The organism is Salinivibrio sp. IB643, from assembly GCF_001996105.1.
GTDB lineage: Bacteria > Pseudomonadota > Gammaproteobacteria > Enterobacterales > Vibrionaceae > Salinivibrio > Salinivibrio costicola.
Window position 1 is genome coordinate 18,596 of the sequence record NZ_MUFF01000026.1, and the last position, 25,194, is coordinate 43,789.

At 48.8% G+C, this 25,194-nt stretch carries 17 protein-coding genes and 1 pseudogene; 8 read left to right on the forward strand and 10 right to left on the reverse strand.

Annotated features, from left to right (window positions below):
* Nucleotides 1–151 precede the first annotated feature (151 nt).
* Both BZG77_RS11365 and BZG77_RS11370 read right to left on the reverse strand, forming a co-directional pair.
* A complete protein-coding gene (locus BZG77_RS11365; RefSeq protein ID WP_108743984.1) occupies nt 152–1,267 on the reverse strand; it encodes an endonuclease/exonuclease/phosphatase family protein in 1,116 nt (371 codons plus the stop codon).
* A gap of 29 nt (nt 1,268–1,296) precedes the next feature.
* Nucleotides 1,297–1,782 carry a hypothetical protein gene (locus tag BZG77_RS11370; RefSeq protein ID WP_077647310.1) on the reverse strand — a complete coding sequence of 162 codons (486 nt, stop codon included), beginning with the start codon at nt 1,780–1,782 and terminating at the stop codon, nt 1,297–1,299.
* A 314-nt stretch (nt 1,783–2,096) separates the two neighbouring features.
* Here BZG77_RS11370 and BZG77_RS11375 point away from each other — a divergent pair, with 314 nt between their 5' ends.
* Nucleotides 2,097–2,552 (forward strand): methylglyoxal synthase, encoded by a 456-nt coding sequence (locus tag BZG77_RS11375; protein WP_077647311.1) that lies wholly within the window; start codon nt 2,097–2,099, stop codon nt 2,550–2,552.
* Between the two features lie 9 nt (nt 2,553–2,561).
* Here BZG77_RS11375 and BZG77_RS11380 read toward each other — a convergent pair whose 3' ends face one another.
* Together BZG77_RS11380 and helD are read right to left on the reverse strand one after the other, a co-directional pair.
* Entirely contained in the window at nt 2,562–3,068 is a 507-nt protein-coding gene (locus BZG77_RS11380) for a cupredoxin domain-containing protein (RefSeq protein ID WP_077647312.1), read from the reverse strand.
* Between the two features lie 123 nt (nt 3,069–3,191).
* Nucleotides 3,192–5,270: a DNA helicase IV gene (helD, locus tag BZG77_RS11385; RefSeq protein ID WP_077647313.1), complete on the reverse strand. Its 2,079-nt coding sequence runs from the start codon at nt 5,268–5,270 to the stop codon at nt 3,192–3,194.
* Nucleotides 5,271–5,512: 242 nt separating this feature from the next.
* Between helD and yccS the strand changes: the two genes are divergently transcribed.
* Both yccS and BZG77_RS11395 read left to right on the forward strand, forming a co-directional pair.
* Entirely contained in the window at nt 5,513–7,774 is a 2,262-nt protein-coding gene (yccS, locus tag BZG77_RS11390) for a YccS family putative transporter (protein WP_077647314.1), read from the forward strand.
* A gap of 236 nt (nt 7,775–8,010) precedes the next feature.
* On the forward strand, nt 8,011–9,180 hold the full coding sequence (locus tag BZG77_RS11395) for a Card1-like endonuclease domain-containing protein (protein ID WP_077647315.1): 1,170 nt from the start codon (nt 8,011–8,013) through the stop codon (nt 9,178–9,180).
* A 112-nt stretch (nt 9,181–9,292) separates the two neighbouring features.
* Here the strand turns inward: BZG77_RS11395 and udp are convergent, their stop codons facing one another.
* From udp to BZG77_RS11420, 5 genes are all read right to left on the reverse strand, one after another.
* On the reverse strand, nt 9,293–10,054 hold the full coding sequence (gene udp / locus BZG77_RS11400) for a uridine phosphorylase (protein WP_077461078.1): 762 nt from the start codon (nt 10,052–10,054) through the stop codon (nt 9,293–9,295).
* 228 nt (nt 10,055–10,282) lie between these two features.
* On the reverse strand, nt 10,283–12,541 hold the full coding sequence (locus BZG77_RS11405) for a zinc/cadmium/mercury/lead-transporting ATPase (protein WP_077647316.1): 2,259 nt from the start codon (nt 12,539–12,541) through the stop codon (nt 10,283–10,285).
* 156 nt (nt 12,542–12,697) lie between these two features.
* A complete protein-coding gene (gltS, locus tag BZG77_RS11410; protein WP_077647317.1) occupies nt 12,698–13,924 on the reverse strand; it encodes a sodium/glutamate symporter in 1,227 nt (408 codons plus the stop codon).
* Nucleotides 13,925–14,324: 400 nt separating this feature from the next.
* A complete protein-coding gene (locus BZG77_RS11415) occupies nt 14,325–14,741 on the reverse strand; it encodes a CBS domain-containing protein (protein ID WP_077647318.1) in 417 nt (138 codons plus the stop codon).
* A gap of 137 nt (nt 14,742–14,878) precedes the next feature.
* Nucleotides 14,879–15,634, reverse strand: a complete 756-nt coding sequence (locus BZG77_RS11420; protein ID WP_077647319.1) for a DUF2927 domain-containing protein — start codon at nt 15,632–15,634, stop codon at nt 14,879–14,881.
* Between the two features lie 211 nt (nt 15,635–15,845).
* Between BZG77_RS11420 and BZG77_RS11425 the strand changes: the two genes are divergently transcribed.
* The 5 genes and pseudogenes from BZG77_RS11425 to BZG77_RS15045 all read left to right on the forward strand — a co-directional run.
* Nucleotides 15,846–17,735: a M4 family metallopeptidase gene (locus tag BZG77_RS11425; RefSeq protein ID WP_077647320.1), complete on the forward strand. Its 1,890-nt coding sequence runs from the start codon at nt 15,846–15,848 to the stop codon at nt 17,733–17,735.
* 257 nt (nt 17,736–17,992) lie between these two features.
* Entirely contained in the window at nt 17,993–19,792 is a 1,800-nt protein-coding gene (locus BZG77_RS11430) for a Na/Pi cotransporter family protein (protein ID WP_241844147.1), read from the forward strand.
* Between the two features lie 124 nt (nt 19,793–19,916).
* Nucleotides 19,917–22,364, forward strand: a complete 2,448-nt coding sequence (locus BZG77_RS11435; RefSeq protein ID WP_077647321.1) for a M9 family metallopeptidase — start codon at nt 19,917–19,919, stop codon at nt 22,362–22,364.
* Between the two features lie 113 nt (nt 22,365–22,477).
* Nucleotides 22,478–23,035 (forward strand): sugar O-acetyltransferase, encoded by a 558-nt coding sequence (locus BZG77_RS11440; protein WP_077647322.1) that lies wholly within the window; start codon nt 22,478–22,480, stop codon nt 23,033–23,035.
* A 20-nt stretch (nt 23,036–23,055) separates the two neighbouring features.
* Nucleotides 23,056–23,184 (forward strand): annotated as a pseudogene (locus BZG77_RS15045) (IS5/IS1182 family transposase); the annotation flags it as partial.
* A 187-nt stretch (nt 23,185–23,371) separates the two neighbouring features.
* On the opposite strand, the gene BZG77_RS11445 reads toward BZG77_RS15045, so the two are convergent.
* Entirely contained in the window at nt 23,372–25,165 is a 1,794-nt protein-coding gene (locus tag BZG77_RS11445; protein WP_077647323.1) for an RICIN domain-containing protein, read from the reverse strand.
* Between the last annotated feature and the right edge of the window lie 29 nt (nt 25,166–25,194).

The window sequence follows — 25,194 nt, forward strand, 5'->3', positions numbered from 1 at the left end:
GGTGCAGTCGGATCCGCTGCACCGATCATCTTTTCTCGCCAAGCTACACTCTTAAACCAAATACGAATCACTCTTACAATTGATTATATCACGTGGCAAATTCTTCTTTTGCGTGTCAACGTGAAGGCGTAGCGCTAGACTCGCAGCCTCGCTAATTGAGCGCCACATCGACCCAAACAAGGCGGTGATCCGAGTGGGCACGCGCGTGTTCTTGGCCGTTTTTATCACAAATCAGTGGGTAGTCGGCATCATTAGGCGCAGGCCAAAATACGCCGGAGGCTAACACCGTAAGCTCACGCGAAGGCAAGACATAATCGAGGCGCAACCCACCGTTATGGGTAGCAATTGCCCGCCCTTTACTATTGATAAAGCGAAACGCATGAAACTGTGCCGCGTCACTTTTTGGCACCAGCGTGCCGACAGCAACCTCGGGATGCACACGCGGATGGTTAAGCAAGGCACCAATAGCTTGTTTATCCCCATCGCCGTAGCTCGGGTCCGCATTTAAATCGCCGATCACCACAAACGGTGTCTCAGGAGAAAGCCCGCCGTGAGCGCCCTTGTCGTCCTCCAGCCAGTCGGCATTATCCAATAGCCCGACGAGCTGGTGGAGCTCATCACTGTTGCGTCGCCAATTACGCTTTTCAGGCCCATCAAACACCGGCGGTGTGGGGTGACACACTACCAAGCGTATCTGCTGCTCTCCGATACTGATCGGCACAGAGACCAGGTTTTTCGAAGCTAAACGTAGCTTTTTTTTCGCCGCTTCGGTGTAGTAGTCAGACGGAATTTGATGGTGAGGCAGCTGATGCCACGCAAAGTGTTGCCAAGTGCAAATCGCGGTGTCTTCAATGGGGTAACGCGATATGATCACAAAGCCAAACTGACCATGATAGTCGCCAAAGCCATGACACTGCTGAGCATCCGTTAAACGTGGATGCGCGCTGACCGGCACCGTGAGTTTTAAACCCGTGTTGGTGGCAGGCAAATAGCGATACGGATAATCAATCGGGGGGTCGCCGTCTTGCGATTTAGCTAAGTGGCGCTCACAAAATGCGGCCAGTGCACCATCATCGCCACCATCGCCTGGGTGATCAAATTCACACAGCACCACCACATCAGGTCGCACGCGCTGTAAGGTGGCCGCGAGGTTTTTAATTTGCCGACTCGGCGTTGGTGCCTGCATCTGCGATTTAATGTCGCCAGCCTTGCGCCCTGCCAAAGACAGGTTAAATTGCGCAAACCTCAGGGTTGATAGTGCTGTCATGATAGCCTACTCGTGCGCTGAAAAGCCGACTATATTAACAGGCTCTCAAGGGCACGACGAATTTGTAATGCATCTTCGACGGCACGATGGGGGGCGGGTCCCAATGCTTTCATTTCGCGACTAAAATCACGTCGGTCGAGATCACTGTGCTTTTTTAGCCACTGGTTTACCTCCATTAACGTAAATGAAGGACGCATATAGCAGGCTTTATAGAGCCGCCCCATCCAAAATAGGTCCCACTGGCTGTCGCACAATACATGCTCAAACGGTGCGAGCGTTTGGTTAAGGTGCTGACATACTGCCAATACACTGGTGCCTTCTGTGGCTAATGTCTTTTGCGAAATACCATGAATACGGGATTCAGCTTCGTGGTCCCAGTGGTGCCAATGGCCACTGGCGGTGGAGGGATCAATTAAAAAACTTTGACTATCGCCATTTGGCAATACGTATCCTACCTCAATCGGGTAAGACATTAACGACAAACCGGATGCTTCAAAATCCAGTGTCACCCACATACGCGTACTCCTTGCTCATAAACTCTCCTGTATAACGAGGCGCTTCCCTTGCCTGGTTAGTTAACTGTAGCCTTTTTGTTGTCACTTCGATGGACTGTCGCGCCACTTTTGCGTGCTTGATTAACAACTGGCTGTAAAAACAGACTTCATTTCATGTGCTTGGAGAGTTTTTATTGATAATGTGATAACTCTAACAGCCTATGTTCGGCGTTTGTCAGGTGTACGCTATAATTCGATGCAAGATTGGCGTAGGCTTTAATACACTGTTCATTCGTAGTTTGACGTTAATCGCCTTGTTTTAGATGGAATCGATTATGAAACAAACGTCTCGCACCATGCTTGCACGCAAACACGTCGCGTTAGTGGCACATGATCACTATAAAGATGCCCTGAGCGACTGGGTAAAAGAAAATAAAGAAATACTGAGCCAGCACGCGCTTTATGCCACCGGCACCACGGGCCACATCCTTGCAAGAGAAACGGGGCTAAAAATAACACCTTTGATGAGCGGCCCGATGGGCGGGGATCAGCAACTCGGGGCGATGATTTCTGAACAAAAAATCGATGTGATGATTTTCTTCTGGGATCCCCTCAATGCGGTCCCACACGATCCAGATGTTAAAGCGCTGCTGCGCGTCGGTTCCGTATGGAATATTCCGATTGCCACCAACCGCTCAACCGCCCGCTTTATGATCACGTCGCCGCTATTCGGGCAAGATGTCGATATCCAAATTCCTGATTACCAAGCTTATTTGGATGGGCGATTATAAAGTGATGTGTTATTTAAAGCTGACGTCTCCATGCATTCCGGCCTGGTAGTGCCCCGGGACATTGCAAGCAAATTCAATATTTCTATTGTTGTTAAACGTCCAAATGATAGTTTTGCTTTGTCCCGGCTCTAACAGGACGCTGTTAGGGTCTTCATGGGTCATACCACTCATTTTCATTTTGTGGTGGTTGATTTGACTTCCCTCCAGCACGCCTTGGCTCATCATCGTCATCATTTCTTTTTGATGGGCTTGATGCATCGCAGGCGTACCAATGTTGAATTCATGGACAAGCTGGCCTTTGTTTTCTACAACAAACTTTACAGTCTCTCCGGGCTCCACTGCCAACTTCTCCGGATCATAATAGTTATCGTACATATCGACAGTAATAGTTCGACTCACCTGTGCTGGCTCTCCAGGCTGACCGCTGCCCATCTCATGTTTATTGCCATGAGCACTTGCTGGCGACGCCATAATAACCATCACCATTCCAATCAGCGCTGCACTTTTTGCCATCATATGCTTTAACTCCTCTTGATCACCAAAACCGTTAAACGGCGTATAGTAAGGGTAGACCGTTATCTTTTGGGCTGACAGCCTCTGTGCATGCCTAATAGCGTATGATCAATAACGCGACCACATTTAATTAAGAGACGCCTTAACTTCCAATAAAAAGGGCGATGCATGGCCTTTTTGATGTACTAGCCACACTTGTTTTTGTGCGCGCGTCAGGGCGACATAAAATAATCGCCGTTCTTCCGCGTGTTCAATTGGCTCTTCATTTTTCCCTAATAAGGCCTCATCGAGTGACAGCGAGCGTTGCTTGGCCGGAAACACTCCCTCATCCATGCCGAGAATAAACACATAGTGGGCTTCTTGCCCCTTGCTGGCGTGTGCGGTGGTATAGCGAAGGACCAGTGAGGGATACGTTTTCTGCCAAGTTTCTAGATCGTTAGGGCATCGAGAGTGGGTGCGACCAATCAGCATCACAGTCGCGGGTTGCGTCGTTTTGGTATGCTTTTTGGCAAGGCTTGCCAGTGTCTTTTCTAACTTATCGTCAGTGATCACTTTAATCGCTTTGGGCATTTTCGCCGATGCTTTGTCGCGCGCGTAATCCAATTGCTTAGTGAGCTGTTTGGGGTTTTGGCAAATAAACTGCTGCGCAATATCCCCCAACGCTGCTGGATAGCGATAACAGGTGGTCAGCCAGCAAATTTCACTGTCTCCAAAGCGCTGAGCAAAATCCGTGGTTAAACTGACATCGGCACCGGCAAAACGATAAATGGCTTGCCAATCATCGCCGACGGCATATAACGAGGCGCGTGGCGTTAAGATTTCACTGTCCGTTTTGCCGTGACACAAGGCCTCGAGCATCGCCAATCGTGCCGGCGAAATGTCTTGGTATTCATCGACCATCACAAACTGGATGGGCGTGGCGAATTTTCGCTGTTGGAACAATTTGGTCGCTTTTGCGATCAGTCCTTCAAAATCAACAGCGTTATCCGCTTTTAGTGCTTGTTTATAGGCTTGATACAACGGCCAAATCACCGCCAGTTCGTTTTTTAACCCGATCTGCTCCTCAAAGCTTGCCAGTTTATCGGTCAGCGCACGCTTGGTGGTATTGGCTTGGATCACCCGAGAGAGACGCGACCAAACCCAGCTGTGCAACCGACGTTCATGGGCACACGCGGTGAGCTCGGCCTGATCATCAATCGGCAGTGCGTGCTGGTGATGCAGTTTTTCCCATACTTTATGTGTGTTGGGCTGCTGCCACTGCTCGGCGAGTGCTTGAGTCAGCCAGGCGGCTTTGGCGGTCTCATCACTGGCCAGCGAGGAAATGATAGGCGCCTGCCCTTGGTGCTCAGCAAGTTGCTGGCGGGCAAAGCCATGAAAAGTGGTGACATTCACCTCATGGCCGGTTTTGCTCTTGATCCGAGTTTTAAGCTCTGTCGCAGCATCACGGCCAAAGGCAAGCAATAAAAGCTGCTCAGGCTTGGCTTGCCCACTTTCAATTAAGTAGGCAGCCCGTGCCACCAGTACGCTGGTTTTGCCGCTACCGGGCCCCGCCACCACCAAGGTATGAGATTCATCGGTAAGCACAGCCTCACGCTGCGCCGGATTCAGTGGTGACGATTCAATCTGATCAAACCAGGTTTGCCACTGGTTGAGCATCGCCGCTTGCCATTGCTGGTTACGGGTTTTCAGCCAATGGGCATCACCTTGCAACACCGGCGTCAACGTGGTGGCGACGCCTTCATCTAACTGGGAAAGGAAAGCAGCTGGGATCTCCTCGCTTTCTAGCGTATCCAATAACGTTTGCTGGACAGTGCGTAATTGCGCCATGCGCACGTATCCTGGCGCGTTCACCAGCGCCTCATAGTCAGCCAGCAAGCTCGGTCGAATGAGCGCTAACTGTTTTTGATAGCGTGCGATATAAGCTTGATAACGCGCGTGAATGGCTTTACTGGCCTGTTTAGCACGTCGCCAAGGCAGGCCAAACACATCAAATGGATAAGCATCTCCTTGCTCTGTGAAGCCAGTCAACGAGATGGTTCCCCAGAGTAGCCCACGCGAAATGGTGAGCTGTCCATCCCAGGCAGAAAAGGGAATATATTGACGATGGTGGCGAGATTCGAGCAGTAAGCCATCATTTTCTAGCTGTAAACTATAATGATCGCCGTAAACAAGCCATTGTGCCCAGCGATTTGCAGAGAGTTTCATATCAATACGTTAGTCAGCCAATGAGGGATAGGCGCGCCTTTAAAAGATGCTTGGCATGCTACTGCTCACCACCCTATAAATCAATTCACTCGCCCACAAAGCCTGTTCTCAGCGTCGATTCTCTTAAGGAATTGACCTACCGCAACCAAACGATAAAAGCGGTGCTTAAAGACGCATTCAGGGTTAGTTTCTCGGGCCGTTTCTGGTATCTTGCCAGCATTGTTGGCCGATAACGTTTATTTATGTCTTTTTCTCTGCCACGTTTTCCCACCGTGCCACTCACATTGCGTGAGTATTGGGCCAATCACCGGATTAATGACAGCCTTCGTGTGCTGATTGCGCTGATGGGCGTTGCCTTGTATGCCAGTTATGCTGGACGTACCGATATTGTCACCCCGCTCGTCCTTGGCGTCATCGCCTCGGCACTGGCAGAAGTGGACGATCATTTTTGGGGCCGAGTACGCGCACTTGGTGTCACCTTGGTCTGTTTTGCTGTGGCGGCGTTTTCCGTCGAGCTCTTATATGACACGCCATGGTTATTTGCTTTCGGCCTCACTGTGTCGAGTTTTGGTTTTATCATGTTAGGGGCCATTGGTGAACGCTATGGCACCATTGCGTTTGCGTCGTTACTGTTGGCGGTCTATACCATGCTGGGCATGGAGCAAGGCAGTGACATGTGGTTACAGCCGATGATGTTGCTATCAGGGGCAGTCTGGTATGGCCTTTTGTCGTTGATATGGATTGTCATCTGGCCTCATCGTCCGGTACAGCATCGGCTCGCGGCGGTATTTCGCCAAACCGCGACCTATATGGAAACCAAATCGAACCTATTTCACCCTGTGACAGAATTGGTCCCCCAGCCGACCCGCATCGCCGCGGCTAACCAAAATGCCCAAGTCGTCGCCGCACTCAACCAAGCCAAAGCATCTTTGCTGGCCCGTGCACGACGGGGGCGATTGACTAAACGGCATCAAGCGTTGCTGCAAACCTATTTTATTGCCCAAGATATCCATGAACGTGTCAGCTCTTCGCACTATCGTTATCAAGATCTTGCCGCGCAGTTTTTCCATTCTGATATCTTGTTTCGCTTTGAGGCCTTGCTCAATGCCCAGGCCAGCGCCTGTCGCGATGTTGCACAAGCGTTATCGATCGGGGCGCGCTACCAGCACCCAAAAGCGGGTCAGCAAGCGTTACTAGCCATCCAGCAATCGATGCAATATTTATTGGCTGAACAAAACCAAGATGCCTCGCGCATGGCCTTACTTCATCAGCTCGATTTTCTCTATAAAAACCTAGAGACCGTTGAGGAGCAGTTGGCGAGCCTTAGTAATTTAGCTGCCAATGATGGCACACAAGAAAGTGAACTGGCCGATCCCGATGCGCGCTCTCTGGGCGAAATGGTGTATCGGATCCGTCGTCAGATGACACTCAAATCGCTACGTTTTCGCCATGCGGTGCGCCTATCTTTGTCACTACTCGCCGGCTACGGGGTGATTCAAGGGCTATCGCTTGAACATGGGTTTTGGATCTTAATGACGATTCAATTCGTTTGTCAGACGAACTACTCGGCGACGCGAAACAAACTCAAAGAACGGATCCTAGGGACCGTAGGTGGTTTGCTGTTGGGTGTACCCGTTTTGTATTTATTCCCCGATCCGAGCAGCCAATTATCGTTAATGGTGATTACGGGAGTACTCTTTTTCGCTTTCCGTACCGTGCAGTATACGCTCGCAACTCTGTTTATCACCCTGCTGGTACTCATGTGCTTTAGCCAATTTGGTCAGGGCTTTGCGGTTATCTTGCCACGGCTGGGAGATACCGTGATCGGCTGCCTGATTGCTGTCGCCGCCGTTCGTTACGTGCTTCCCGATTGGCAAGCGCACCGGTTGCGTGGGATCATGACCGAGGCGTTACAAGCCAATCGTGATTACCTTGCCCATGTGATCGCACAATATCGTGTCGGTAAACGCGATAATCTCGCCTACCGAATCGCACGTCGCCATGCACACAATGCCGATGCCGAGCTCACCACCGCCATCAGTAACATGTTGGTCGAGCCCGGACGCTATCGCACCAACATTGAAGAGACGTTCCGGTTTTTGTGTTTGAACAATGCGATGTTGAGCTATATTTCTGCGCTTGGGGCTCACCGCCGTCGCATGGACGATGAGGTTAATCATCAGAAAGTGGCGCAACTGCATCGTGACATTCACCAATCACTCAATGCGTTAACCGAACGACTCCGGCGCGAGCTGCCGACCGAGCAACCCACTCAAGTGGCATCAACCGGTGATAAAACCCTCTCCGGCGACCTGGCAGACACTCACCCAGACGTTGTGTATCACGACACCCCAGAGCCTAACGTCGCCGCTCATGATAGGATCGATAACACACCGTTAAGCATGGTGCTGCAACAGTTAACATTAATTCAGCGTATGATCCCTGAGTTAAATATGCTCACTACGACATTGCGTCAGCAAGCACTCAAACAAAGCCGGACTTAGCGCCTCCTCACACGCACGTGCCCAGCTATCGAGCCGTCGTTGGCTGGGCTTGCGGTTAAAWCACTGACACTGACGCCTCAAGGTCAGCACTCTGTCAAATTACACTTATTTACGCGATCTACGGTTGAAAGCCTGACGTTGAAGACGGATATTAGATCCATGTCATCTGTTGAGTCTGGCAACTATACTTATCATTTAGCGGCTTGTTGTCGCCGCATAGCCCGCCTGGAGCATTTATGGCTATTCATGTAGGAATCATTGATTCGGATCCAGTCCGACTCGTTACCCCGGTTTTACATCAACAATTGCCTGTCAGTAAGTTGGTATTGATTGGTACGCTTGAACAAGATCTCGAGTTTGAGCGACTCACTCGTGTGTTAGCCCCGAAAGGCATTGAAACGGAGTTTTTTGAAATCTCGGATGATATCAATATCCGAGAAGTCAAAAGCCAAGTAAAGCGTCTTGCCGAACAGCTCACCCAATCTTCTGAAGACATTCTTTTTAATGCGAGCTGTGGCCTACGCCACCAATTATTGTCTGCTTACGAAGTGTTTAGAACTTACCACTGGCCCTGTTATGTGATAGAGCCCTACAGCGACGAATTATGCTGGCTCTACCCCGACGGTCTTCCACAGCAACAGGTCGAAGATCATATTAGTTTGACCGAGTACATGACGATTTTTGGTGCCCGTTGCGCAGATCACGATGAAGAGGAAACCGGCTGTCTTACCAATGATATTTATCGGCTAGGAGAAAAATGGGCGAGCAATGCGTATGAATTAGGCCCAGGTTTAGCCACCTTAAATTACTTAGCGACCACTTGCCGAAAAGAACAGTGCCTGGATGTTGCATTGAGCGAAAAACAGCAAGGCTATCGCGAACTTGGGATGCTGCTCGACGATTTATCGGATGCCGGATTAGCGCGCTACGAAAATGGTGTGCTCACTTTTAGCTGTGAGGAAGCCCGACGTTTTGCCAACGGAGAATGGCTGGAAAGCTACGTGCACCACACGGTCACTTCTATCCAAAAAGAATTACCGACCATCCAAGACAGTGCGCTTTCTATGCAGGTTTATCGCCAAATTGGCGAGCGAGAAGTCCGCAATGAATTGGATGTCGCCATGGTGGTTAACAATAAGCTTCATATCATTGAGTGCAAGACAAAAGGCATGTCTAGCGACGGTGATGACACCCTGTATAAATTAGAGTCTTTGCGCGATTTACTGGGTGGCTTGCAAGCACGTGCGATGCTGGTCAGCTTTAGACCATTACGTCATCACGATATTACACGGGGTACGGATCTAGGTTTAGCGTTGATCGGCCCTGACCAGCTGGCCAACTTACGCACCCATCTTTACGATTGGTTTATTGCGGCTGGCGGTACTATCGAAGTAAGAACAAGTTAATCGCTTACGCAAGGCGATACGACACGTTCGACAACCTTGTCGGCAATAAACAACAATAAAAACGCGGTGCTCATCAGGGCACCGCGTTCAAGGATAACGATACTGCGCTAGCTTATAGTAGCTTACGGGCCGCTTCCACCACCACTTTGATCGAACGTGCTTCCGTTTCTTTTAAGGTCGCGTGATCTGGGATTTCTTTTTGCGTACGGTTGATAATCACACCCGCGACACAACCAGCACGTAAGCCTGAGCTGGCACACATGGTCAGCAAAGTGGCCGATTCCATCTCAAAGTTCAACACACCCATCTCTTGCCATTCTTGCATTGAGCCTTGGAAACGACGCACAACGCGACCGCTAAAGGTGTCATAACGCTCTTGGCCTGGGTAGAAGGTATCACTTGATGCGGTCACCCCTGTATGTACGGTAGCACCATCTTCATCAACGGCGGCTTTCATCGCGGTCGCAACATCAAAATCAGGCACCGCTGGGAATTCCATCGGTGCAAAGTGAGTACTGGCACCGTCAAGACGTACAGAGCCGGTGGTCACGATCATATCACCGACGTTAATGTCAGGCTGGATAGCGCCTGTAGTACCAACACGCAAGAAGGTATTTACGCCTAATTGCGCCAATTCTTCTACCGCAATAGACGTTGACGGTCCACCAATGCCGGTTGAGCAAACCACCACGGATTTGCCATCTAGCCAACCGAGGTACAAGGTATATTCACGCTGTGAGGCGAGAAACGTTGGGTTTTCCATCAAGTTCGCGATTTTTTCAACGCGAGCAGGATCACCAGGAATGATGGCAGTGGTTGCGCCTTGTAAATCGGCTTTTGTGACGCCAAGGTGGAATACAGGGGTATCAGACATAATCAGTCTCCTCGCTGGATGCTATCATCAGCATTTAAAATAATGTAAGGCCTACCGAGGTAGGCCTGAACTCGTTATTGATTATGTGTTTAGGATACTCAAATCTGCTCCTTTTTATGTGACCATAATCGACATATTGCACGATCACCTCTTACAGATTTCAGGATTTAGAGATCAAAATCACTTTATAAAGGCAAAAGCAGACAGAGGGTGTCCTCATTTTTGGCCCTAATCACGCAACAGGCGTAACGCATTCATTGTCACCAACGCTGTCGCCCCACTGTCTGCCAGGACAGCCACCCATAAACCGGTGATCCCTAACACACTGGTGACCAAAAACACCCCTTTTAGTCCTAGCGCAATCGTGATGTTTTGCCGCACATTGGCTTGCGTCGCGCGCGCAAGCTGAAGAACGCGAGGCAGCTCAATTAAACGATTATGGCTCAATGCTGCCTCGGCGGTTTCAAGCGCAACATCCGTCCCACTGCCCATCGCGACCCCCAACTGAGCGGCTTTCATTGCAGGGGCGTCATTAATGCCATCGCCAATCATGGCGATCCGATACTGACTCGCGAACGCTTCAACCGCCGCAACCTTGTCTTCAGGTAATAGTCCAGCACGATAATCAATCCCTAACTCGTCGGCAATTTCAGCAGCGGCTGTCGGGTTATCCCCTGTCAGCATCACAGGATGAATCCCCATCGCGCGGATCTGCTCAATCGCCTCACGTGCATCCTCGCGCAATTTATCACGCCAGCCAATCATGCCATAAGGGCGCTCATCGACCATCACTACTGCAACGGTGACTCCGCGTGCCGCGATCTGACTGGCCTGTTGATACTGCGCACGCTCGAGCGTGGCGTCCGAAAGTTTGTCGAGCGCAACCATCCGAACAAGCTGGCCGTCGACTGTCCCCTCTACGCCTCGGCCTGCATTGGCTTGAAGCCCTGTCGCATCGGGGATAGAAAGACCGCGTTCCGTGCTGTAGAGCACGAGTGATTTAGCCAATGGATGATGACTACCGCGTTCGATCGCTGTCGCCAGTTGCAACAGCGTGCTTTCTTCACCTTGCCACACACAAACATCCGTGACCATGGGCTTACCTTCTGTCAGTGTGCCCGTCTTATCAAAGGATACCGCGTTGATACTTGCCAAGCTTTCTAGCGCCGCTCCCCCTTTAATTAACGCGCCTCGACGTGCTGCCGTGGCCAAGCCCGAGGTGATAGCCGCTGGTGTGGAAATCACCAGCGCACAGGGGCATGCAATCAATAATAGTGCTAGGCCACGGTATAACCACTCTTGCCAACTGGCAGCAAAAAAGAGGGGGGGAACGACAACCACTAACACGGCTACGCCAATCATCGTCGGGGTATACCAACGACTGAATCTATCGATAAAGCGTTCAATCGGTGCTTTTTTTGACTCGGCTTGCTCAATCAAATGCAGGATTCGGTCAATGGCGTTTTCACCTTGGGCAGAGGTCACCGTCAGTGTCACCGTTTTATCGGTGGCTAAACTGCCTGCCATCACGGTGTCGCCCGCTTCAATATCGACCGGAATCGACTCTCCCGTCAGGGCACTTTGATCAAAACTCGCCGCCATTCCCATCAACTTGCCATCCGCCGGCAAACGCTCACCAGCGCTAATCTCAATCACATCACCGGGCGTTAATGTGCTTGCCGCAACGGCTTCACGTTCACCGTTTTTGCCCACTCGCGTCACGGTTTCTGGCACTAACGCCATTAATGATTGAATACCGTCACGGGCACGCGTCGAGGCATAGCCTTCCAGCCGCTCGCCAATGAGAAACAGTACCAACACCATGGCCGCTTCCGTCGTTTCTCCTAGGTAGAGGGCACCGAGTGCGGCAATACTCATCAGTGTTTCAATGGAAAACGGGGATCCCTGACGTGCCAGCCTGCCCGCTTTGAGTAAGATGGGCGTTAATCCGACCACGGTGGCGCCGGTAAATAACCAGTCTGACAGTGAGGGAGACCAATAATGCAGGCCCCAGGCGATGAGCATGCTGCCAATCAATCCAAACAGTAGTGCATCATCGCACCACTTCTGCCAGCCAGAAGGCTCTATAGCGGGTTGATTTAATGCCAGCAGTGGAAAGCCCACTTTTTTGGCCGCGTACTGAATCGCCGCAAGCGTATCAGCGGGTGCATTGTGGGAGAGAGACACCCGTAACTTTTCAGTCGCAAACAGTACTGTCGCACTTTCAACACCCGGTGTGGCGTGAATCGCCTTCTCTAGTTTGGCGGCACAGCTTGGACAGTCCATTCCCGTCACCGCCCATTCATGGGTCACAGAAGAGGAAAAGCGATGCCTGTCAGGATCGTCGTCATCTGCATTGCCCTCGCCATCTTGATGACTCGAACAGCAACTTGTTTCTTGACATGTGTTTGTCACCGCCTCTGTGGACTGAGAAACGGTTTGGTGATGGGGTTGGTGACAATGGTGGTGTCCGCAGTGTTTACACATAATCGACTCCTTTGTTAGTCGTTGTGTTTATCATTTACGGACAGTATAAGGGTTGGAGCCCACTCCAGAGTCAAGGACGGATGTATCACTATAAAAACGCCCAGCCTTTAAATGGCTGGGCGTTAATTCTAATTACCGCGACATATCCGCAATGAGTTACTGAATCACAAAAATATATCCTTGCAGAATAATGAGATTCACGATGTCAATAAAGAACGCACCGACAATAGGAACGACCATAAAGGCTTGAGGCGCTGGCCCAAAGCGGTTAACGATCGAGCCCATGTTCATGACTGCCGTCGGTGTCGCCCCCAAGCCAAAACCACAGTGCCCACCAGCAATGACCGCACTGGTATAATCGCTTCCCATTAGCTTAAAGGTGACATAGTAGCTAAATAATCCCATCAATACTGATTGAATTGTAAGAATAATCAGAAATGGCACAGCTAAGTCGAGAATGTTCCATAACTCCAGCGTCATTAAAGCCATCGCGAGGAATAAAGACAAAGAGACCGTCCCCACCATATCAACCGTTTCTGATTCAAGCTTACGTACATTAAAAAGCTCTAACGTATTGGTGATGGCCACTCCCAAGAATAACGCATAAACAAAATCAGGAATCATGAGCCACTGAATGTTAAACTGATTAACCCATTCAGATAAATAACTTGCGCCTGTAATGCACAATAACAAGGTAAAAAGGACTTCAATCACTTTTTTAGCAGTGACTTTATCTTCTTCGTTTTCATTATATGTGACTACTTCGGGATATTTATCATGCGTGGTTGTCCCGCGTCCATACTCAGATTCGAGTCGGTGTTTATCAATCAAACGCTGCGCAACAGGGCTACCAATGATCCCGCCGATAACGAGGCCGACTGTGGCTGAAGCCATTGCGATCTCAAGCGTGCTTTGAATCCCATATTCATCTGTTAATATTTGTGCCCAGGCTGCGCCAGTACCATGACCACCTGATAGCGTAATTGAACCGGCGACTAAGCCCATTAACGGTTCAAGGCCTAGGAGCGAGGCAAAACTGACGCCAATCGCATTTTGAATGATAATATAGACAGACGCGATCGCTAAAAACCAGAAAACTTTTAAGCCTCCTGCTACTAACTGTTTATAATTAGCGGCCAAGCCAACGGTGGCAAAAAACATCAGCATAAAKGTGTTTTTCAACGGTAGATCAAATTCAAAGTTGATACCTTTATAATGTAAAACTGATATCAAAGAAGCAATGATTAACCCCCCGACAATAGGTTCGGGAATGTTAAACTTGCGTAATATAGGAATTTTTGAATTAACAAAATGGCCTAAAAAAAGTACAGCAATAGCAATCAAGAATGATTCTAGTGCACCAATTGAATTGAGTTGATACATATAACCTCTTTGTTTCTCTCACCTCGTCCTCCCTGATCGTCCAATTTAACTTTTGTTTCTACCTCATTTGATATTGTCGTAAAGTCAATGCTGGCCTCCACAACCACGATATTCCCGCATCCTGCTTATCGTATTCACTGCATGACAGGGGCTAACCTCTGTATCCGCACGGCAGGCCACCAGCTTGCCAATAGGCAGCACAATAGCAGAAAACCTTAAATCTGGCACCAAAAATCGCACGATCTATCATGAGCATCGTCTTAGTTACTGAAATATCAATATTAAAAAGCAGAATAACAGCAGAGTGCGCCAATAAAAAAACAGACGAAAAACGAGAGGGGATGCTCAATCCAACCACCCTACTGACGGCTCAGTAGGGTGCGTGCGTATCGTACTGTGGTCACACAGGATGGGTTAAACATTCGCCCATCTGCATCCCAATGGCGCGCAGTATGTCACGGCGCGTGATGATCCCAACTAATCTACCTTCATCGACGACCGGATACAGTTTAGGTTTGGTCGGTGTCATCATTTCGGCCAGTTTAATGATACTGTCTTCTGATTCCACCGCTAACGCGTTGGGCGTCATGCAATCTGAGACGGTGTGTGAGTCTTGACAGTGGTAGCTGTCTCGTAACAACTGCTGCAACATATCTTGCTCGGATATAAAGCCCACCAAACGTTTATTTGCATCAATGACTGGGCCTCCCGTTTGCTGGCTACGAAGTAACTTTTCGAGCGCTCTAGACAACGGCATGTCCTGCGAGAATGTAACCGGTCGTTTGTTCATATAATCTTTGACTGTGATCGACTCCATGTCGCCTCCCCAAATCGTTATGACAGTATCAATCCACCCTTTAAGTGTCGTCTAAGTTGGCGAAATGTCTAAATCACTCTCAACAATTTTTGTTATTGGGCAGACCAATCATCAACACGTTGGCATCTTCAGCCAGGCTACCACCCGAGTAGCGGATAGAGTTTTCCGGTTTTTACTGCTCGATGGGCGTTATTAATGGTGCCATCTTGCGCCCACTTCATGATCACGGGCCGAATAATTGCCTGGGTGGTTTCCCAGTTTTGCCCTGGTTTTACGACATTGAGATATAACAGCTGCAGCAGTAGGCTATCGAGTCCAGTCAGCAACTGCAGCGAGCTCTGATCGTTAAAAATAGACGGGTAAACTCGGTTATCGTCATTGGGTAACCCCATGACTTGCGTCAACTCTTCCACCACGCACGCCACCAGCTTACCTTTTGATCGGGCGAGATCGACGGGGATCACTACCGCCGCATACTGAATTACCCCGTGTCTATCCACTTTAATGTTAGCAGCACATGTCGCGTTCTCTAATGGCGAGACATCGTCCGTCGCAAACTGTTTGCGTGCATCGTCTAAAAAACGGGCATGATTAGTAAATACGATCGATAGATTGGCGCGTTCAGGCCTATCGGTTGGGGTAAAGGCTACACCAGTAATAGATTGCAAATGACTAAGATGGTACGCCACTAAATTATCATGTAGCTCACTGCTACTGATTGGATGGGTAATATGATACCGAATCGGCGCTTGCCACTTTCGGATGCCCCGCTCCCCTTCAATATATTCGCTTTTCATTGCTATTCGGTAAAAAGCGTCAAGGATATAAGCAGGCGATTGCCACGACTTATCGCTCGCCTCGGCCGGAAAGGTCCATAAACATCCTATCAACATCAAAGTCAGCCATCCTCGGCGATACACAGCATCACTCCTTTGTTTTTATTACGTTATCCAGCGCCGCCGAAAAACCAACAGAAAAATGGAAGCGGAGTACCATTTTTCTAGACAGTTTTTGAACCGGATCGACACTATGACCCCAATCACATTTTACTCTAGCAGTGGCTGTGGATAGTAACCAAGATCTTTTCTATCTAACGAGGATATTATGCGTATAACGTTACTTGCCTTACTTATTCCACTTGCGTTGCCCTCTTATGCCGCCAATATTGTCGATGCGACCAGCATTGATTTGCGCAAGGCGCTCGCTCCTGAGCAATCTCGCAGTACCATGGTGAATAGCTCTCCATTAAGTTACCAAGAGCAATCTCGCCTTAACATTGGTGACAAATCTCTGGTTCGCAAACAACAACTTCATTACGGTATTCCTGTTTATGGTTACTCGGTGGTTGAGAACACATCGGCACGCAATTTTGCGCCGGATGTAAAAGGCGAGGTCGTCACCGATATTGAGTCTGATATTGGCAGCACGCTGCCGATGTTGAATCAGCAACAGGCCATTGCCATTGCACAGGGCGAATCTAACCCAAATGCGCCGCAATTTAAGCAACCAGATGCGAACACACAGTTGTTGATTTGGCTTGATGAGCAGCAAACTGCGCGCCTAGTGTATAAAGTTGACTACTTAACCAACGATAACGGCCACCCCTCACGCCCGATCAAAATTATCGATGCGAAATCCGGCACTGTTTTAGATAGCTGGGAAGGCATTACTCACCTAGAAGCGGGTGGCCCAGGAGGGAACCAAAAAAGTGGTCAATTTAACTTTGGCCCGAACACGCAGCTCGGTGGCTTTCAGGTAAATAGTCGCTGCCAAATGGACAGCCCCGAGGTGAAAACCATTAATATGAACAACCGTGAATGGGGCGGACAAGTTCATCAATTTAATTGCCCTCAAAATACCTATCGCCAAGTCAACGGCGCCTATGCCCCGATGAATGATGCGCAGTACTTTGGCCAGCAAGTTTTCAATATGTATCAAGATTGGTTAGATGTTCGTCCTATTCGCCAAAAGCTCACTATGCGTGTTCACTATGGTAAAGACTACGGCAATGCGTTTTGGGATGGTCGCCAGATGACATTTGGTGATGGAAATAGCGGATTGTACCCACTTACTACCTGGGACGTGATCGCGCATGAAGTCAGTCATGGTTTTACTGAGCAAAATTCTGGCTTAGAGTATCGCGGAATGTCGGGTGGCATGAATGAAGCCTTTTCAGATATCGCTGCCGCGGCGCTAGGCCAGTATGTATTCGGCGAGTTTAACTGGAAAATGGGTGAAGATGTGATGAAGCATGGCGACGCTATGCGTTATTTCATTACCCCCAATAAAGATGGTCACTCCATTGGCCACGTTGGTCTTTACTATCACGGCATTGATGTTCACTTAAGCTCAGGTATTTACAACAAAGCTTTTTATCATTTAGCCACCAGCGATCAGTGGAATATCGAAAAAGCCTTCCGCGCATTTGCAACCGCTAATCAACTGTACTGGCGCCCCTACTCGAACTTCAAACAAGGCGCTGAGGGTGTTTGCGAAGCAGCAAAAGATCATAATTATGCAGCGGGTGCAGTAAGTCAGGCCTTTTTAGCAGTCGGTATCCAGATACAAACCTGCCAAGGTGACGACACACCGACACCAGAGCCCGAACCACAACCAGAGCCCGAACCACAACCAGAGCCGCAGCTTAGACAACTCACTTTAGAGCAGCCCGTACAAATTCAAGGCACAACGGGAAGCGCACAGCAGTTTGTGGTTCGATCCGCACCACGCGGTACGGTTTGGCTACAAACCTATCGGGGAGAAGGCGATGTCGATTTATATACCGCTATCGGTCGCCCGGCAAGCGTGAATGATCATGACTGTCGTTCAACCAATTCAGGCAACGCTGAGTACTGTGCCTTTGGTCAAGTTCAAGGAAAAGATATTTATGTCACGGTTACCAGTAAAGGTAACTACACCACGAATATCTTAGCCCGAGCTGATCAGCGCGGCATATCAGCATCAGAGACTCTTCGAGTATCACAAAATAATTAGACATTGATTCTATGTCCAAATAATAGTTTTAGCGCGACTAAGGTCGTTGCCAAGGCTAGTTTCCATGGCGGCTGGCATCATGCCGGCCGCTTCATTTATGAGTGACTAATCATGCGCCCCATCCCTTGCCAGTGAAGCGATGGCATATTGTGATCCCCGCGCGATTCTCGCCGATAATGGTACCTATCTCTCGCGTTACTGATTTATTACACCTATGTTAATAATTATTGATAACAATTAAGTTATGGATAGACTGGATGCAAAAAAAGGTATTTCTCACAATCGGACGCTGGCAYCACCTCGCGCTGATCCTTCTCCTCATCCCTACCGCTGTCTGGGCCGCTAAGGTCAACACATCGTCGATTCATTACCCGACCATGGTCATGGGGCTGCTCGGAGGTCTTGCTCTGTTTTTATACGGCATGGATAAGATGTCCAATGCACTTAAAAATGCCGCAGGGAGTCGACTCAAATCTTTGTTAGCGCGACTAACGACTAACCGGGTGGCTGGTGTATTCACTGGGGCCGGTATGACCGCAACCATTCAGTCTTCTTCTGTCACCACAGTGCTATTAATCGGCTTTATTTCTGCAGGTTTGATGTCGCTGACACAAGCAACAGGCGTGATCATGGGGGCCAATATTGGCACCACGGTAACGGCCCAAATTGTGGCCTTTAAAATCACCCAAGCCGCGTATCTGATGGTCGCTATTGGCTTTTTTATTCAATTTACCGCCAAGGCCGATAAAACCAAGCAATACGGCAAGATGCTGTTTGGCTTGGGTCTTATCTTTACGGGGATGAATATAATGAGTGAGGCGATGTCCCCCCTGCGCGGCTATCAGCCATTTATTGATGCCATGGCCCAAATGCGAAACCCCTTCCTCGCTATCTTGCTTGCAGCCTTGTTTACTGCATTAGTACAGTCCTCTTCGGCCACCACCGGGATTGTGATCGTATTAGCGGGACAAGGCTTTATTTCGTTGGAAAGTGGGATCGCACTTGCCATGGGGGCTAACGTCGGGACGTGCGTCACCGCATTATTGGCCGCCATCGGTAAATCTCGCGAAGCCAAGCAAACCGCCAGTGTTCATATTCTCTTTAACATTATTGGCGTATTCATTTGGTTGCCAATGATCAGCACGCTCAGTGATTGGAGTGTCGCGCTTTCGCCGATTCACCCTGATTTAACCGGCGTTGAACGATTAGGAGCTGAGCTCCCGCGTCAAATAGCGAATGCGAATACGTTATTTAACGTCGTGAATACGCTTATTATGCTGCCATTCGTGGGAGGATTTGTTTGGCTGGCAAAAAAAATCATACCAAAAACGCCTAAACCAACGATCAGCAAACGGCCGATTGTCGCACCAAAATACTTGTCGAAAGAACTATTGATGACGCCAGACATTGCTATGGACCAGGCGCAGCTTGAGATAGGTCGCGTTGGGCGTAGAGTTTGTAACATGATGAATGCCCTACCGCCTCTAACCTCAAAACTGGCCACGCAGCAAGAACAAAGCGCTGCCGTGGAGGCGCTGGGGAAAATAGAGACTCTAGAACAACAAGTAGATATTCTACATGGGCATATTTTGTTTTACTTAGGACGACTGCGTAAAGAGCCCCTGTCACAGGCACAAAGTGATCGTCAAATCATGCTGATCAGTGTGACCGACCAACTCGAAAGCATTGCTGATCTGATTGAAGACACCTTAGTTCCCATCATGGATAAATCACTTCATGCGGAGATTAGCATCAGCCCTGAAATGCAATCAACGCTTGATGAAATCCAAGATAAGGTGGCGCATGCGTTACTTGATAGCGTGAATGCGATTCGACGTGGGGATACGCAACGGGCTAAGCGGGTACTAAACACCAAACGTACCCTTAACGCGCTATTGGATAAAGTACTGGCTCATCAAGCAGAGCGTTTGGTCGAGCATAACCCCAATCGTCTTCAACTGTTTAGTATTGAAATGGAGTGGACCGAATCGCTCAAGCGCGTCTATACCGTGACCAAACGTATTGCCAAGTTACACCTGCGTGAAAAAGAAACGTAATGATGAATAAGTAGCTGATAAGAAAAAGAAAGTGGAACTAATGCCTAATATTTTGGCTTAATTCGCCAAAAATATCGAGAAAATCGTTATAAAAGCTCCGCCCAAATTAAACTAGGAGCTTGAAATGTCTTATAAATTTCCTTCCCGTCCCAAGCCTCTTTCGGCACTTATCGCGCTTGTCGCGCTAAGTAGCACCAGTGCATGGGCTAGCGAGTCATGCGAGGTCGCCGATTTAGCAGCCAGTGCTAGCCCTATCCAAGTGATTGCGAATGCAGATCGCAGCTGCTTTACAAGCTGGTACGATACCCAATCAAGCCGTTATGATTCCGTTTACCAAGAAGTCTTTGTCCGCAAAGTCGCTCAGCGACTAGAGCAAACCGTCTCGCAATATCAAGGCCAAGCAACGCAAGCACGCCAAATCACCAACCTCAGTGAATATATTCGCGCAGCTTATTACGTCCGCTTTTATGGTGACACAGACCAAGCGGATTATTCTGATAAGCTCGATAAAGCATTGGCGGATACCATCGTCCAGTTTCTACAATCCCCTTTTGCAACTGAAGATGGCCGTGCGCAAACCGATGCATTACATGGCCTGACGTTGATGGCCGATAGCATTAAGCAATTACCACAAACCTTTAACCTACAACTACAACTGCTGGAAAGCCTGAATCAATCGCGCTTACAAGAGCGCGGCTATGTTAACGCGTTGAATAATCTATTTGTCGCTATGGCAGGCCATCAATCCAATCAAGCCTTCTACGATATGCTTGCAGCTGACTTGTCTTTGGTCGATCGTCTCTACCAGTTTGTCATTGATAACCCTGAGTTATCACAAAGTGAATACGGTGCTTTATTGGTGTCGAATACGGTTCGTGAGATGGGCCGGTTACTCATGGCACCTCAGCCAAGTATCCGTGAGAGAGTTCTGACTCACTACCGTGATCTTCTGCCTCGTTTTCCTCTGGGTGGCACCAATGATGCCGTTTGGGTCGGACTGGTTGAAATGGTCGACGCGTTTGCTCCTGATAAAATCCAAGAATTAGGCCTCACCAATGCCAAATCGACGTTAGCCACCAAAATCGTTCCCTATCGTTATCAATGTGATGGTCCTGCCGTGATCCGCTCACAAAGCATGACACAAGCGCAGTCTCAACAAGCCTGTGAAAGCTTGCATCAAAAAGAAAACGCGTTTCATCAAACCGTTCGCTCCGGTTATCAAGCGGTGGCTGATGATCTAAACGACAGTGTTGAAGTGGTGGTATTTGATAACCCGTCGGACTATAGAACCTATTCATCGTTCTTGTTTGGAAATTCGACCAATAACGGCGGCCAGTACTTAGAGGGCGACCCCGCAAGCCCTGACAACCAAGCTCGCTTTATTGCCTACCGCAATGACGATGGTAAATCGCTCTCCATTTGGAACCTCGAACACGAGTATGTTCATTATCTTGATGGCCGCTTTAACCTGTACGGCGACTTCAACGACGTGCTGCGTCATGGTCATACCGTGTGGTGGCTGGAAGGCTTTGCTGAATACATGGCTCATGGCGATGACTATTCTGCGGCAATTGACTTAGGCAAAGAAGGCGGTTATTCACTCAGTGACGTATTTGCTACCACCTACCAACATGATGCTAATCGTGTGTATCGGTGGGGATATTTGGCCGTACGCTTCTTGTTTGAAAAGCACCCAGAAGCTGTAGATGCGTTACTCTCAGCCGGACGAACTGGACAATTTGAACAATGGGCAAGCTTAGTCAAAGAGTATGGTGCACAGTATGGCCCCGCATTTTCGCAATGGCTGACGACGCTGGATAGTTCGGATGGCGGTGAACCTCCTCGCCCAGATCCAGATCCTGAGCCACAACCTGAACCTGAGCACCCAGACGTTACAACTCTGTCCCTAGGACAAACCGTCACTATTAGCGGACAGGCATACAGTGAACATCTCTATCAGATCGACCTGAAACGTGCCGCCACAGCGCTTACCTTTAGCATCGCGGGCCAAGGCAATGCTGATCTCTACGTCGCCAAAGACCGCCAGGCGCACTATTATGACTTTGACGCCACAGAGTTCAATCAAACCAGTAATGAAACCGTGACTCTAAACGATGTCGAGCCAGGGCGGTATACCTTGAGTATTACAGGGCGCGGGGACTTTAAGGATGTCACCGTCAACGTTACGGCGAGAGGGCAAGGCGAACCAGAGCCAACACCTGATCCCGAGCCTGAAACACCGACTGGCACCGATGATTTACGTCCGACTCTGCTCAACGTCGACAGCCCCAATAGTATTAGCGTTTATCAACGTCGTTATCTGTATGCCAATGTACCTGAAGGCGTGACCAAAGCCCAAGTATGGGTCATGGCAGACGGTGATGCAGGTGATTTGAACGTGTTTGCGGCTGAAGAGTATTGGCCAACGCAAGCGAAAAATCAGGCAGCCTCTGAAAGACCCGGCAGCAATCAATATATTGAGGTTGACTTACGCAACCAGCAACATTTGTACTTGCTACTCGCTGGTGACGGCAGCCGGAGCCAAACCGATGTTCGTGTTTACTTTCAATAGACACTAAGTAACTAAATAACGATAATATTATCAAGCGCTACCCTAGGTGGCGCTTTTTTACATCACCTAGAACTGCAACATCCGTCGTTTTGGGGTTGATAAGGAGATAAATAATGACCGAATGGGAAAAGATGTGCCAAGGACTTGTGTTTGATGACAGCGATGGATCCATTGATATCAGGCGAGACCATGCCACACGAACCTTATTAGCATTCAATCAAAGCCTAGATACGACGACAAGAAAGCAACTGCTTACCACGTTATTACGTACCATCGGCGAAGGTTCGGTCATTCAACCTCCGTTCCATTGTGAGTTTGGCGAGACCATTGAGGTTGGCAGCAACACCTTAATCAACATGAATGTCACTATGCTGGATGGTGCACCGATTAAGATTGGCAACCATGTGCTGATTGGCCCCAATACGCAGTTCTACACTCCGACCCACTCCCTCGACTATCAAAGCCGCCGCGCATGGGAGACATGGTGCCAACCCATTGTGGTAGAAGACGATGTGTGGATTGGCGGTAATGTGGTGATCYGTCAAGGAGTCACTATCGGGGCACGCAGCGTCATCGCCGCCAATACGGTAGTTAAGCACGACGTGCCGCCTGACAATCTTTACGGCGGCACCCCTGCACGTTTCCTAAAGGCACTTAATGGCAATGGATAGAAAAATTAATCTGGCTAATCAAAAAATTACTCAGTCCACAACTGACACTGCCTGATTATCGTGCACTAGTTGACGAAGCATTGGCCAACGTGAAAGTGATGAACAAAGTCATAAGACTCGGTATGCCTGTTAGTTACCGAGTTGATTGATGGGAGTAATCCCATTGGGATTAGTGCGTTAGGTGACTGATTTGATCAACAACGCCATACAAGCGACATGATGCAYATGGGCATGAACTTCATTATAAAGTGATGTTTTTTTAAAATGATAAGAATTGTCTTAATGATAGACAAAATTATGCAGCCGCTTACCAGTCGATAAGCGGCTATTAAGGCTTTAAGGTTTAACCGTGCCGAAGTCCGTAAATCGGCTGGTATATAGAACGCTAGCAGGTTTTTCCTCTGAACTATCGAGAACAAACACCCTAGGCACTGAGGTTGAGGCGTCTATCGCATTGATTGTCCCATTATAGTTTCTGGTATAGAGAACATCATTGGCAAAGTCATTTGGCGCCTGCCAGTTCCAGGTCTGGGTGTTTGGCGCAAAGTCATGTCTGCAATCTGAGCTTAGTGTCAATTGGCCATTTGCGGAGTCCAGACACTGGTTGATATTGGCAACGCTGCGGTATCTCTTCTCCTCGTCGTAGATAAACGACTGAGATGCAGAGCCATCGACACAGTCTTTAAACTGCAGGCTGCTGTGGCCGACAACAGTTAGACACTGCGCATTTTGCTGACTTAGGTAATTAGATTTAATTGTAACTGCGTTAGCCCCCAGGAACCAGGGGCTGTTCCAGTCGACGGTTATGGTAAACTGATCAATGTATGTCAGTTTTTCATAGTTAGTTTCGGTGTGCCAGTTAGGGTTGAGGGGGGAGTTCTCCCTCAGTTGGGGGCCGGATACGTAGCGATTGCCAATTAAGAAGCGATTGTGACCAAACAGCGCCAGAGTGTCTACTGTGGTGCTGACCACGAAGTCAGATGTGCCGTCTGTGTCTTCTTTTGCTGCAATTTTGGCGACAAAATCGGGCCGCATGCCACTGATTGCCAGCGAGTTGTTTTGCCTCAGCTTATCAAAGTCCCACGGCTGACCTCCTGCGACATCATAGTCCCAACACCAGCCATCAGCGGTACCCAATTGACAGAAGCCGTTTTCAGCAGGGGTGATAGCTGACCCATATTTGGCGTTCACATATTGGATGTTGTAGCCATCTTGATTAGTTTGTGTGAACAACTCAAACTGCTTCTTATTGGAGATGCTGTATTTATCGGTAAAAGAATACGAAACTTCTTTGATTGGGAGCTTGGGAATATCGCTCAGGCCGACACTAATACTGGTCGTGGTTTCTTTTTCGATGTTGGATTCGACCTGGTCCTGCATTCTCGGGAAGAGATCAACTAGGTAAACCTGCCCGGAAGAGAGGTTCTCGCTGTCGTTAATCTTGATGCCGACATCGATAGCGTCCAAGTATTCACTATAGATATAGTTGGTGGTGCGACCGTTTTTCCAGGAATAGCGGTGATCCTTCCAACCCAATCCCGTATCGACACCGGCCCCCTCCGCCAGGATGATCTCCACATGCTTATCTTTATCGCCAGAGGATGCGTAGAAAGGGGATTTGCTGTAAAAGCGAATTTTGTATTTCAGCGTGACATTTCCTTTACCCTCTCTTTCAACATTGAAGCGTCTGTGGACAATTTGCTCCATTACATTGCTGCTGTTCCGAGAGGCAGAACGTTTACTCCGACTTGACTTACTGAGCTCTTTTTCCAGGCTGGATGCGATATATTCAGGGTCAAGAACATCAAGAAGATAGATACCCCGGTTGTCAATATCGTTAGGCTTTGTAACCAGCACATATTTACTGTCTACACCAAACCCTAAAAGCTCGGAAGTCAACGCACTTCTTTCATCTATGCTTACTTTCGCAAGATTTAAGACGTAGTAATTACAGTTTGACGAAACATCTTTTTCTGGGCCATACAGGTGGCATTCTTGTTGGAAATAGGCGGTAGATGACTGAATTAGATCCGCCACAGGATCGGTTTGATTAAGGTTAGATGCATGACTAGCGGAACCGAATGCCATCAGCAAACTTAAGGTTAAGAAAGAGCTAGATATTTTTTTCATAAAAAACCTTTATGTTGATTATTATATCT

Coding starts and splice junctions, on each gene's coding strand:
- BZG77_RS11365 (WP_108743984.1), bottom strand. CDS start 1,267: ATGACAGCACTATCAACCCTGAGGTTTGCGCAATTTAACCTGTCTTTG.
- BZG77_RS11370 (WP_077647310.1), bottom strand. CDS start 1,782: ATGTGGGTGACACTGGATTTTGAAGCATCCGGTTTGTCGTTAATGTCT.
- BZG77_RS11375 (WP_077647311.1), top strand. CDS start 2,097: ATGAAACAAACGTCTCGCACCATGCTTGCACGCAAACACGTCGCGTTA.
- BZG77_RS11380 (WP_077647312.1), bottom strand. CDS start 3,068: ATGATGGCAAAAAGTGCAGCGCTGATTGGAATGGTGATGGTTATTATG.
- helD (WP_077647313.1), bottom strand. CDS start 5,270: ATGAAACTCTCTGCAAATCGCTGGGCACAATGGCTTGTTTACGGCGAT.
- yccS (WP_077647314.1), top strand. CDS start 5,513: ATGTCTTTTTCTCTGCCACGTTTTCCCACCGTGCCACTCACATTGCGT.
- BZG77_RS11395 (WP_077647315.1), top strand. CDS start 8,011: ATGGCTATTCATGTAGGAATCATTGATTCGGATCCAGTCCGACTCGTT.
- udp (WP_077461078.1), bottom strand. CDS start 10,054: ATGTCTGATACCCCTGTATTCCACCTTGGCGTCACAAAAGCCGATTTA.
- BZG77_RS11405 (WP_077647316.1), bottom strand. CDS start 12,541: ATGTGTAAACACTGCGGACACCACCATTGTCACCAACCCCATCACCAA.
- BZG77_RS11415 (WP_077647318.1), bottom strand. CDS start 14,741: ATGGAGTCGATCACAGTCAAAGATTATATGAACAAACGACCGGTTACA.
- BZG77_RS11420 (WP_077647319.1), bottom strand. CDS start 15,634: ATGTTGATAGGATGTTTATGGACCTTTCCGGCCGAGGCGAGCGATAAG.
- BZG77_RS11425 (WP_077647320.1), top strand. CDS start 15,846: ATGCGTATAACGTTACTTGCCTTACTTATTCCACTTGCGTTGCCCTCT.
- BZG77_RS11435 (WP_077647321.1), top strand. CDS start 19,917: ATGTCTTATAAATTTCCTTCCCGTCCCAAGCCTCTTTCGGCACTTATC.
- BZG77_RS11445 (WP_077647323.1), bottom strand. CDS start 25,165: ATGAAAAAAATATCTAGCTCTTTCTTAACCTTAAGTTTGCTGATGGCA.